The following is a 10,262-nucleotide window of genomic DNA, read 5'->3' as shown; positions in this document are numbered from 1 at the left end:
CACAAACGGGCCGCGCGGCTGGCGCGCCCAGGCTAGCTCTGGCCGGACGCGGCGCGCGAGGCGGTGAGATGAACCCGCACCCGCTCGGCCAGGACCGCTTCCTCGGGCGTGCCCGGGGTGTATGCGCTCACCGGCAGCGGCCGGCCGTGCGAGTCGACCGAGACGAAGACGATCAGGCATTCGGCCGTCTTCTGCATCTCGCCGCCCTTCATGTCCCCGCTGCGCACCTCCACCACGATGTTCATGCTGCTGGTGCCGGTGTAGGCCAGCCGGGCGTCGACCTCGACCAGGTCGCCGATCATGATGGGATGGTGGAAGCGGATGCTGCCGATGAACACCGTCACGCAGTAGCGCTTGGACCAGGTGGTCGCGCAGGCGTAGCCCGCTTCGTCGATCCATTTCATGACGGTGCCGCCGTGGACCTTGCCGCCGAAGTTGACGGTGCTGGGCTCGGCGAGGAAGCGCAGGGTGATGCTGGTCATGGGAAGCCTCGGCGGTGAAGAAAAAGGGAAGGCGGAACTGCGGCGATTATGCGAGGGCCGTGGCCTTGCCCGTCCCGAACAGGTCCGCCACCGTGCGCCGCAGCCAGGCGTTGCCGGGATCGGCGTGGAAGCGCTCGTGCCAGTGCTGCTTGACCGCGTAGTGAGGCAGCGCGAAGGGCGGCTCCAGCAGCTTCACCGGCTCCTGCGTGGCCAGCACCTCGCCGAGGATGCGCGGCACGATCACGACAAGCTCGGTGTGGGCCACGATACGCGCCACGCTCAGGAAGCTGGACAGCGCCACCACCACCTCGCGCTTCAGGCCCAGGCGCGCGATGGTCTTGTCCACGATGGCGTGGCCGGTGCCGGACGACGAAATCACCGCGTGCGCCTCGGCCTCGAAGCGCTTGCGTGTGAGCCGCTCGCCGATGCGCGGGTGGTTGCGCGCCGCCAGGCAGACGAAGTTCTGCATGAAGAGCGTCTGCTGGTAGAAGCCCGCGTCCAGCTGCGGCATGAAGCCCACCGCAAGATCCACCTCGCCATCGGCCAGCCGCCGGCCGCTGTCGGTGGAGATGATCTCGGTCTCGATATGCACGCCGGGGGCGTTTCGGCGCAGGTGGTCGAGCAGGCCGGGCAGGAGCACCACCTCGCTGATGTCGGTCATGCAGATGCGGAAGTTGCGCTGCGCCCTGGCGGGGTCGAAGCTGCTGCGGCTGCCGTGCGCCTGTTCGATCTGCGACAGGGCCTCGCGCACGTGCGGCAGCATGCGCTGCGCATAGGGCGTGGGCAGCATGCCCTGCGCGGTGCGCGCGAACAGCCGGTCGTCGAAGTGCGCGCGCAGCTTGTTGAGCATGGTGCTGGCCGCGGCCTGCGCCAGGCCGAGGCGCTCGGCGGCCTTCGAGACGCTGCCGGTCTTGTAGATCTCGTCGAACACTGCGAGCCATTCGAGATCGAGCTTGGCCATGGGTCTTCCTTCGGGGGGCGGGAGCCCATTATCGAAAAACATGATCCGAAGTATTGGCCACAGGTCTTGAGGAAATAGTGGTCCGGGCGAACAATCGGCCACGAGGCGCAGGACGCGCCCGGAGACACCCCCATGAACACCGCCCCCAAGGCCGCGAGCGGCGACGCCGCCCAGCGCCGCGACTACTACGAACGCATCCGCCCGCTGAACCTCACGCCGCTGTGGGAATCGCTGCATGCCCTGGTGCCGCGCGAGCCGCAGACGCCCTGCGTGCCCGCGCTCTGGCGCTACGACGAGATCCGCCCGCTGCTGATGGAATCCGCCGCGCTCATCACGGCCGAGGAAGCGGTGCGCCGCGTGCTGGTGCTGGAGAACCCGGCGATCCCCGGCCGCTCCTCGATCACCCAGTCGCTCTACGCCGGCCTGCAGCTGATCATGCCCGGCGAGATCGCGCCCTCGCACCGCCATGTGCAGTCGGCGCTGCGCTTCATCGTCGATGGCAAGGGCGCCTACACCACGGTGGGCGGCGAGCGCACCACGATGTTCCCGGGCGACTTCATCATCACGCCCTCCTGGGCCTGGCACGACCACGGCAACGAGGGCATCGAGGGCGTGGTCGAGCCGGTGGTCTGGCTGGACGGCCTCGATATTCCGATGCTGCGCTTCTTCGACGCCGGCTTCGCCGAGAACGACGATGCCAAGGTGCAACACGTCGCCCGGCCCGAAGGCAACAGCCTGGCGCGCTTCGGCCACAACATGGTGCCGGTGCGGCACGACCATGTCGCGCCCACCTCGCCCATCTTCAACTACCCCTATGCGCGCAGCCGCGAGGCGTTGGCCCAACTGCAGAAGCAGGAGGCGCCCGACGCCTGGCTGGGCCACAAGCTGCGCTATGTCAATCCGCTGACCGGCGGCGCGCCGATGCCCACCATCGGCACGAACCTGCAGCTGCTGCCCAAAGGCTTTGCGGGCAAGACGCACCGCGCCACCGACGGTACGGTCTACAGCGTGGTCGAAGGGCGCGGCACGGCCGAGATCGGCGGCCAGCGCTTCGACTTCGGCCCGCGCGACACCTTCGTGGTGCCTTCGTGGGCGCCGCTGCGCCTTTCGGCCGCGGAGGACGCCGTGCTGTTCAGCTTCTCCGACCGTCCGGTGCAGCTCGCCATGGGCGTGCTGCGCGAGGCCTTCCTGCAGGACGCCTGACATCGCGCCGTCCGCGCGGCAAGCCTTTTTTCTTTTTTCCCTGAACCACGTGCCGCCCTGCGGCGGGAGCTTCCATGTCCTATGTCGTCACGCCGCCGGCCACCGTCGGCCTCCCCATCGTCGGATCGTCCGACCTGTTCCCGGTGCGCCGCGTCTACTGCGTCGGCCGCAACTACGCGGCCCATGCGCGCGAGATGGGCTTCGACCCCGACCGCGAGCCACCCTTCTTCTTCTGCAAGCCCAACGACGATGCCTCGGTCGTGCCGGTGCCGGCCGGCGAGACGGTGGGCATCCCCTACCCGGGCCAGACCGCCAACTACCACTACGAGGCCGAGCTGGTGGTGCTGATCGGCCAGGGCGGCCGCGACATCGCGGTGGAAGAGGCCGCGAAGCACATCTACGGCTACGCGGTCGGCCTGGACATGACGCGCCGCGACCTGCAGATGAGGATGCGCGAGCAGGGCCGGCCCTGGGAGATCGGCAAGGCCTTCGACTTCTCGGCGCCCATCGGGCCGGTGCGCAGGCGCGCGGACGCGGGCGAGATCGACAGCGGCGCGATCACGCTGGAGGTGAACGGCGAGACGCGCCAGAAGAGCGACATCCGCAACCTGATCTGGTCGGTCAACGAGGTGATCGCCAATCTCTCGACGCTGTTCGCGCTGCAGCCCGGCGACCTGATCTTCACCGGCACGCCCGAGGGCGTGGGCGCGGTACAGCGCGGCCAGACCATGAGCGTGCGCATCGACGGCCTCGATCCCATCTCCGTGCGCGTGGATTGAGGTCCTGTTTCATCCGCGGGAGACAAACACGATGAGCACCCCTCGACAAGAGAAGCCCTCCGTGCTGCTGGTCGGCGGCGGCATCGGCGGCCTGGCGGCAGCGCTGGCGCTGGCGCGGCTGGGCATGCCCATCGAGCTGCTGGAGCAGAGCGCCGCGATCGGCGAGATCGGCGCCGGTCTCCAGCTCGGCCCCAACGCCTTCGCCGCGCTCGACGCGCTGGGCGTCGGCGAGGCGGTGCGCCGCGGCGCGGTGTTCACCGACCGGCTGGTGATGATGGATGCGGTCGACTGCAGCGAGGTCGCCTCCGTCCCGGTCGGCGAGGCCTTCCGCGCGCGCTTCGGCAACCCCTATGCGGTGAGCCACCGCGCCGACCTGCATGGCGCGATCCACGAGGCGGTGAAGCAGCATCCGCTGATCCGCTTCCACACCTCGGCGCAGGTCGAGACGGTCGACATCGGCGAGGGCGGCCAGCACGGCGTAGTGGCGGTCACGCGCGACGGCCGGCGCTTCCAGGCCGACGCCATCGTCGGCTGCGACGGCGTCAAGTCAGTGGTGCGCAGCAAGCTGATCGGCGACGCGCCGCGCGTCTCGGGCCACGTGGTCTACCGCGCGGTGGTGCCGGCCGCCGACATGCCCGAGGACCTGCGCTGGAACGCGCCCGTGGTCTGGGCCGGCCCCAACTGCCACCTGGTCCACTATCCGCTGCGCCATGGCGAGCTGTACAACCTGGTCGTGACCTTCCACAGCCGCTACGACGAGGAATGGGGCGTGACCGACGGCAGCAAGGAGGAGGTGCTCTCCTATTTCGAGGGCGTGCATGCGCGCCCGCGCCAGTTGCTGGACCGGCCCACCTCCTGGCGCCGCTGGAGTACGGCCGACCGCGATCCGGTCGCGAACTGGAGCCAGGGCCCGGCCACGCTGCTGGGCGACGCGGCCCACCCGATGATGCAGTACCTGGCGCAGGGCGCCTGCATGGCGCTCGAGGACGCGGTGACGCTGGGCGCCGCCGTCGAGGCCAGCGACTTCGACCTGCCTGCGGCGTTCCGGCTCTATGCGTCGGCGCGCGTGGCGCGTACCGCGCGCGTCGTGCTGTCGGTGCGCGAGATGGGCCGGCTCTACCATGCCAAGGGCGTGGAGCGTCTGGTGCGCAACAGCCTGTGGGCCGGCCGCACGCCGGAACGCTTCTACGATGCCGTCGAATGGCTGTACGCGTGGAACCCCGCGGCGTGTCTTGCCGACGCGCAGCGCGCAGCGGCCTGAGCCGCACGCCGTTTTCAATGACATCCACGGAGACAAAGCCCTCATGAAATCCTTCCTGCCGCTGATCGCCGGTCTCGCCGCCGTGCTGTTCGCCACCGGCGCCGCGGCGCAATCCGACTACCCCGGCAAGCCCGTCACCCTGGTCACGCCCTTCGCGGCCGGAAGCGGGCCCGACGCGGTGCTGCGCCTGGTGGCCGACAAGCTCGGCCGCCTGTGGAACCAGCGCGTGGTGGTGGACAACAAGCCCGGCGGCGGCGGCTTCATCGCCATCGAGCAGGCCCGGCGCGCGGCCCCTGACGGCTACACCCTGCTGCAGCTCGACAGCGAACACGTCGCGGCCCTGCCGCACCTGTACAAGTCGCGCAACTTCGTGACGCTGCAGCACTTCGACCCGGTGGCGTCGCTGTTCCGCACGCCCTTCTTCGTCGCGGTGCCCACCGACTCGAAGTGGAAGAACATGAGCGACCTGATCGCCGCCGCCAAGGCCGCCCCGCTGAGCTACGGCTCCTGGGGCGTGGGCAGCCCGGGGCACCTGGGCGCGCAGCAACTGGAGGCGCTGACCGGCGTGCAGATGCAGCACGTGCCCTACCGCGAGGTCTCGCAGCTCTACACCAACGTGGGCTCGGGGGAGGTGCCGTGGGCCTTCGCCAGCATCCCTTCGAGCCAGGGGGTCTACAAGGCCGGCAAGCTGCGCTACATCGCGGTCGCAACGCCCAAGCGCGTCCCGCAGATGCCCGACGTGCCCACCATGGCCGAGGCCGGCGGCCCCGCCAGCCTGGAGGTCACTTCCTTCGTCTCGCTGCTCGCGCCCAAGGGCGTGCCGCCGGCCATCCAGGCGAAGATCAACGCGGACGTCGCCAAGGTCATCGCCGACCCCGATATCCGCGCCCGCTTCGACACCTTCGCCTTCGAGGCGCTGGCCTGGTCGCCCGAGGAGATCCGGCGCCAGGCCGAGGCCAAGTCCAAGGTCTACGGCGAGCTGGTGCGGCGCGGGAACATCAGCCTCGAGTGAAATGTTGCTCGCCCCCAGGTTGGCTCACTTCGTGTAGCCGCCCACCCCCGACCGGGGGCCATACCAGCGGCCCGGCAAAGCCGGTTCCGCGGTATGCCGGGAATGGGGCACGTATCCTCAAAGGTTCCTCATCCATTTCACTGTCTCCACATGCAAGCTTCAAAACGTGCCCTCCTGATCGCCGCCTGCGTCTTTCCGCTGGCCGCTGCCGCCCAGGCCACCTGGCCCACCAAGCCCGTGCGGCTGGTCGTGGGCTTCCCCGGCGGTTCCACGCCCGACATCGCCGCTCGCACCATCGCCGAGCCGCTGGGCAAGGCGCTGGGCCAGCCGATCGTGGTCGACAACAAGCCCGGCGCCTCGGGCAACATCGCGGCCGACCAGGTGGCCAAGGCGACCGACGATCACACCCTCGGCGTGGTGATCAACGGCAACCTGACCTCGTCGAAGGTGCTCTACCCGAAGCTGCCCTACGACCCGGGCAAAGACTTCACCTATCTTTCGCTGCTGACCACCGCCCCGCTGGTGCTGGTGGCGCAGAACAGCCTGCCCACGGGGGCCGCCTTCTTCGAGGCCGGCCGTAAGAGTGGCGACCAGTGGAGCTACGGCTCGGTGGGCGTCGGCTCCGTCGGCCACCTGGGCATGGAGTTGCTCAAGAGCCGCGTGCCGGGCCTGAGGGCGGTGCACGTGCCCTACCAGGGGAACCCGCAGGTCATGACCGACCTGATCGGCAACCAGATCCAGATGGCGCTCATTCCTCCCGGCATCGCCATGCCCCAGGTCAGGGCCGGCAAGGTGAAGGCCATCGGCGTCACCAGCGGCCGCAGCGCGCTGGTGCCCGAACTGCCGCCGCTGGCCGATGCCGGCGTGAAGGACTTCAACCTCGAGGTCTGGACCGCGCTGCTGGGCCCCGCCAATCTCTCCAAGGCGGCGCAGGAGCGCATCACGCGCGAGCTGGCCGTGGTGATGAAGTCGCCCGAGGTTCGGCAGAAGCTGTTCGAGCAGGGCTGGCAGGCAGTGGGCACCTCGCCCGAGGGCATGCGCACGCGCGTGAAGGAAGAGGCGGCCGTGATGACCAGGATCATTTCCACGCAGGGAATCAAGATCCAATAGCTCTCCCCCAGGTTGGCTCACTTCGTGTAGCCGCCCACCCCCTCACCGGGGGCAACACCAGCGGCCCGGCAAAGCCGGTTCCGCGGTGTTCCCCCGAAAGACCCGACCCCATCGAGGCATCAGATGAATTCGACCCTTCGTGAACCTGCGCGCGAACTGCCGGTCTTCGGCGAATACGACGTGATCGTGGTTGGTGGCGGCCCTGCCGGCCTGGCCGCGGCGGTGAGCGCGGCGCGCCACGGCGCGCGCACGCTGCTGGTGGAACGCTACGGCTTCCTCGGCGGCATGGGCACGGCCGGTGGGGTGACCAACTTCGCCGGCCTCTACGGCAAGCGCGGCGGCGAGATGACGCAGCTGGTGCATGGCGTGGTCGACGAGCTGCTGGCGCGCATGGACGCGATGGGCGGGCTCAACAAGCCGCAGGATGGCATGCAGGGCCGCATCCGCGTGCGCTCGTACGACACCTCGGTCTACAAGTGCGCGGCCGACCCGCTGCTGCTCGATGCCGGCGTCGAGCTGCTGTTCCACGCGCTGGCCGCGGCGGTGGTGATGGACGGCGCGCGCATTGCCGCGCTGGCTGTCGAGACCAAGTCCGGCCGCGTCGCGATCCGCGCCAACGCCTTCATCGACGCCAGCGGCGACGCGGACGTGGCCGCCTTCGCGGGCGTGCCCTTCGCGGTCGGCGACGGGCACGGCAGCGGGCTCTTTCCCTCCACCATGTTTCGCGTCGGCCATGTGGACGCGCCGCGCGCGCTGGCCGCTGTGGGCGAGTTCAAGGCCATCAACGAGCTGATGGCGAAGGCGCTGGAGCGCAGCCCCGGGGCCTACCGCTTTCCGCGCGAGGGCGCGATCCTCCGGCCGCAGATCGATCCGCGCGAATGGCGCGCCAACGTCACCCAGATCCGCAACGCCAGGGGCGATGCCATGAACGGCGTGGACGCGCGCGAGCTCAGCGAGGGCGAGGTCGAGGGACGGCGCCAGATCGGCGAGTACTTCCGCTTTCTCAAGGCCGAGGTGCCGGGCTTCGAGCAGTCGGCCATTGTCGAGATCGCCCCGCAGGTGGGCATCCGCGAGACGCGGCGCATCGAGGGCCTGTATGCGCTCTCGGGCGAGGACATCCTCTCCTCGGCGCGCTTCGACGACAGCATCGGCATCAACGCCTGGCCGATGGAGATGCACGCCGCGGGCAGGATCGAGTGGGCCTTCCCGCGCGACGAGCAGCGCACCTACAACCAGCTGCCGTGGCGCATGCTGGTGCCGCGCGGCGTGGACAACCTGCTGGTGGCCGGCCGCTGCGCCTCGATGACGCACGAGGGCCAGTCGGCCGCGCGCGCGAGCGGCGGCTGTTTCGTGATGGGGCAGGCGGCCGGCACGGCGGCGGCTTCGCTGGGCGATTCGCGCTTCGCCGATGTCGATGTGGCGGCGCTGCAGAAGGCGCTGGCGAACGACGGCGCCGACCTCGACCGCTGAAGAAGGTGTGAACGAGCCCGCCATGTCCGGATTCATTCACGCCTTCTGACAGCCCGGGGACAGCTGGCGGGCAGGCTCTTTGCTATCGTTGCCGGATCTCTTGTCCGCGACACGCTGCCCCATGACCGATCCCGCCACCGCCGCCCGACTCGTCGGCGAACTCGTAGACCTGATGCGGCTGGAGCCGCTGGGCGATGACCGCTTCCTCGCCCAGAGCGAGGACATCGGCACGCCGGCCGTGTTCGGCGGCCAGGTGCTGGGCCAGTCGCTGGTGGCCGCCAGCCGCACGGTGGCCGCCGACCGCCCGGTGCATTCGATGCATGCCTACTTCCTGCTGCCCGGCGAGCATGCGCCCATCGAGTATGCGGTCGATCGGGTGCGCGACGGCCGCAGCTTCACCACGCGGCATGTGGTGGCGCGCCAGCGCGATCGCATCATCTTCGAGATGTCGGCTTCCTTCCAGACAGTGGACGAGGGCATCGAGCACCAGTTGCCGATGCCCGAGCAGGCCGGTCCCGAAGGCCTGCTGAACGAAGTGGAACAGCGCCGCGCGCTCGGCGACCGGCTGCCGGAGCGCTGGCGCAACGCCGCGCTCGCGCCGCACGGCATCGAATACCGCCGGGTCGATCCCGACGACTTGCTGACGCCGGCCCCACGACCGCCGCAGGCCGCGCTCTGGATGCGCGCGATCGCGCCGCTGCCCGACGATCCGGTCGTGCACCGCGCACTGCTCGCCTATGCGTCCGACCACGGTCTGCTGCGCGCCTCGATGCTGCCCCACGGCCTCAGCTTCATGAGCGGCCGCGTGCGCCCGGCCAGCCTCGATCATGCGATGTGGTTCCACCGCGATTTCCGCATGGACGACTGGCTGCTGTACGTGATCGACTCGCCGAGCGCGGGCGGCGCCCGGGGGCTGTGCCGGGGCAGCCTGTTCACTCGCGAGGGTCGCCTGGTGGCCTCGACGGCACAGGAAGGGATGATCCGCGTCCTGCCCGAAGGCAGCCCCTGGTCCATCAGCGGCGGCGCTGCACCGATCTGAGGATCCGGCCCTTCGTCAGTCCGCCCGGGGCGCCCCGGCCGGCCACAGCACCGAGCCGATGGCCACCATCATCAGCACCACCGCGGCCCAGTCCTGCCAGAAGACGGTCTCGCCCAGCCACAGCGCGCCGCTGAACACGCCCAGCACCGGGATCAGCATCACGCTGAGGGTCGAGGCGACCGGCGGCAGGCTGCGCGCCAGGTAGAACCACACCGCTTGCGCAAAGCCGAAGATGAGCACCGCGTTGTAGAGGATCGCGCTCCATGAGGCCGTGCTGGGCGCGCGCCACTGGGACCGCTCGAACAACCACGACAGGGAACTGATCACCACCGTGGTCAGCGCCGTCATCCAGAACGAGAGCGTGAGCGTGGGCAGCTCGAGGCGCGTGTGCCGCAGCAGCTGCGTGCCCAGCGCCCAGGTGGCCGCCGCCACCAGTGCGAGCGCCACGTAGCCGGGGCGCCCGGCGAGGTGGGTGAGCTCGTGCCACAACAGCAGCCCCACGCCCAGCGCGCAGGCGCTCACGCCCAGCCAGCCGCGGCGCGTCAGCATGGTCGAGAACAGCATCGCCCCGATCACGGCCGAGAACACCGGCATCGTGTAGCCCAGGATGGCCGCGCGTCCGCTCGACAGCGCCTTCACCGCGAGGATCATGCAGGCGTGCCAGACGAACATGTTGGCGGCCGCCAGCGACAGCAGCTCGGGCCAGTTGCGCCGCGGCACGCGAAAGGGCACTTTCATGACCTTCAGCGCCAGGGCCAGCACCGGCAGGCCGAGCAGGAGAGTCAGCGCGCGGAAGGTCAGCGGCGGAAAGTCGGCCACGCCCAGCTTCATCACCGGCCAGTTGATGCCCCAGATCAGCGTCAGGGGAACGAGCAGGGCCAGGTGGCGCAGAGTGAAGGCGTGCATGGGCGGGCATTGTGGACTGCGCGCCTGCGGCGTGCAGGC

Annotated in this window: 10 protein-coding genes; 7 read left to right on the top strand and 3 right to left on the bottom strand. The window is 69.8% G+C overall.

What is annotated here, in order from left to right; all coding sequences use genetic code 11:
* Positions 1-32: 32 nt before the first annotated feature.
* A complete protein-coding gene (locus tag E5P3_RS28740; RefSeq protein ID WP_068684809.1) occupies positions 33-482 on the bottom strand; it encodes an acyl-CoA thioesterase in 450 nt (149 codons plus the stop codon).
* Between the two features lie 46 nt (positions 483-528).
* Positions 529-1,443: a LysR family transcriptional regulator gene (locus tag E5P3_RS28735; RefSeq protein WP_162589065.1), complete on the bottom strand. Its 915-nt coding sequence runs from the start codon at positions 1,441-1,443 to the stop codon at positions 529-531.
* A 132-nt stretch (positions 1,444-1,575) separates the two neighbouring features.
* On the opposite strand from E5P3_RS28735, the gene gtdA reads away from it, so the two are divergent.
* The 7 genes from gtdA to E5P3_RS28700 all read left to right on the top strand — a co-directional run bounded on the left by gtdA (position 1,576) and on the right by E5P3_RS28700 (position 9,317).
* Positions 1,576-2,646 carry a gentisate 1,2-dioxygenase gene (gtdA, locus tag E5P3_RS28730; RefSeq protein ID WP_162589064.1) on the top strand — a complete coding sequence of 357 codons (1,071 nt, stop codon included), beginning with the start codon at positions 1,576-1,578 and terminating at the stop codon, positions 2,644-2,646.
* A gap of 74 nt (positions 2,647-2,720) precedes the next feature.
* The gene (locus tag E5P3_RS28725; RefSeq protein WP_162589063.1) at positions 2,721-3,425 is read left to right on the top strand and encodes a fumarylacetoacetate hydrolase family protein; all 705 of its coding nucleotides are present in this window, start codon (positions 2,721-2,723) and stop codon (positions 3,423-3,425) included.
* Positions 3,426-3,456: 31 nt separating this feature from the next.
* Positions 3,457-4,686 carry a 3-hydroxybenzoate 6-monooxygenase gene (locus tag E5P3_RS28720; protein ID WP_162589062.1) on the top strand — a complete coding sequence of 410 codons (1,230 nt, stop codon included), beginning with the start codon at positions 3,457-3,459 and terminating at the stop codon, positions 4,684-4,686.
* Positions 4,687-4,729: 43 nt separating this feature from the next.
* Positions 4,730-5,698: a Bug family tripartite tricarboxylate transporter substrate binding protein gene (locus E5P3_RS28715; RefSeq protein ID WP_162589061.1), complete on the top strand. Its 969-nt coding sequence runs from the start codon at positions 4,730-4,732 to the stop codon at positions 5,696-5,698.
* A gap of 150 nt (positions 5,699-5,848) precedes the next feature.
* Positions 5,849-6,808, top strand: a complete 960-nt coding sequence (locus tag E5P3_RS28710) for a Bug family tripartite tricarboxylate transporter substrate binding protein (RefSeq protein ID WP_162589060.1) — start codon at positions 5,849-5,851, stop codon at positions 6,806-6,808.
* A 123-nt stretch (positions 6,809-6,931) separates the two neighbouring features.
* Positions 6,932-8,278 carry an FAD-dependent oxidoreductase gene (locus E5P3_RS28705; protein WP_162589059.1) on the top strand — a complete coding sequence of 449 codons (1,347 nt, stop codon included), beginning with the start codon at positions 6,932-6,934 and terminating at the stop codon, positions 8,276-8,278.
* A 121-nt stretch (positions 8,279-8,399) separates the two neighbouring features.
* Positions 8,400-9,317 carry an acyl-CoA thioesterase gene (locus tag E5P3_RS28700; protein WP_162589058.1) on the top strand — a complete coding sequence of 306 codons (918 nt, stop codon included), beginning with the start codon at positions 8,400-8,402 and terminating at the stop codon, positions 9,315-9,317.
* A 15-nt stretch (positions 9,318-9,332) separates the two neighbouring features.
* Here E5P3_RS28700 and E5P3_RS28695 read toward each other — a convergent pair whose 3' ends face one another.
* Positions 9,333-10,223, bottom strand: coding sequence for a DMT family transporter (locus E5P3_RS28695; RefSeq protein ID WP_162589057.1), 891 nt, complete (start codon positions 10,221-10,223; stop codon positions 9,333-9,335).
* Between the last annotated feature and the right edge of the window lie 39 nt (positions 10,224-10,262).

The sequence above is a fragment of the Variovorax sp. RA8 genome (assembly GCF_901827175.1).
In the GTDB taxonomy this organism is placed as follows: Bacteria; Pseudomonadota; Gammaproteobacteria; order Burkholderiales; family Burkholderiaceae_C; genus Variovorax.
This window is presented reverse-complemented; position numbering and strand designations above follow the sequence as displayed.

What these genes read in the sequence shown, in the direction of transcription:
- E5P3_RS28740 (WP_068684809.1), bottom strand. Translation starts at nt 482, where the DNA reads ATGACCAGCATCACCCTGCGCTTCCTCGCCGAGCCCAGCACCGTCAAC.
- E5P3_RS28735 (WP_162589065.1), bottom strand. Translation starts at nt 1,443, where the DNA reads ATGGCCAAGCTCGATCTCGAATGGCTCGCAGTGTTCGACGAGATCTAC.
- gtdA (WP_162589064.1), top strand. Translation starts at nt 1,576, where the DNA reads ATGAACACCGCCCCCAAGGCCGCGAGCGGCGACGCCGCCCAGCGCCGC.
- E5P3_RS28725 (WP_162589063.1), top strand. Translation starts at nt 2,721, where the DNA reads ATGTCCTATGTCGTCACGCCGCCGGCCACCGTCGGCCTCCCCATCGTC.
- E5P3_RS28720 (WP_162589062.1), top strand. Translation starts at nt 3,457, where the DNA reads ATGAGCACCCCTCGACAAGAGAAGCCCTCCGTGCTGCTGGTCGGCGGC.
- E5P3_RS28715 (WP_162589061.1), top strand. Translation starts at nt 4,730, where the DNA reads ATGAAATCCTTCCTGCCGCTGATCGCCGGTCTCGCCGCCGTGCTGTTC.
- E5P3_RS28710 (WP_162589060.1), top strand. Translation starts at nt 5,849, where the DNA reads ATGCAAGCTTCAAAACGTGCCCTCCTGATCGCCGCCTGCGTCTTTCCG.
- E5P3_RS28705 (WP_162589059.1), top strand. Translation starts at nt 6,932, where the DNA reads ATGAATTCGACCCTTCGTGAACCTGCGCGCGAACTGCCGGTCTTCGGC.
- E5P3_RS28700 (WP_162589058.1), top strand. Translation starts at nt 8,400, where the DNA reads ATGACCGATCCCGCCACCGCCGCCCGACTCGTCGGCGAACTCGTAGAC.
- E5P3_RS28695 (WP_162589057.1), bottom strand. Translation starts at nt 10,223, where the DNA reads ATGCACGCCTTCACTCTGCGCCACCTGGCCCTGCTCGTTCCCCTGACG.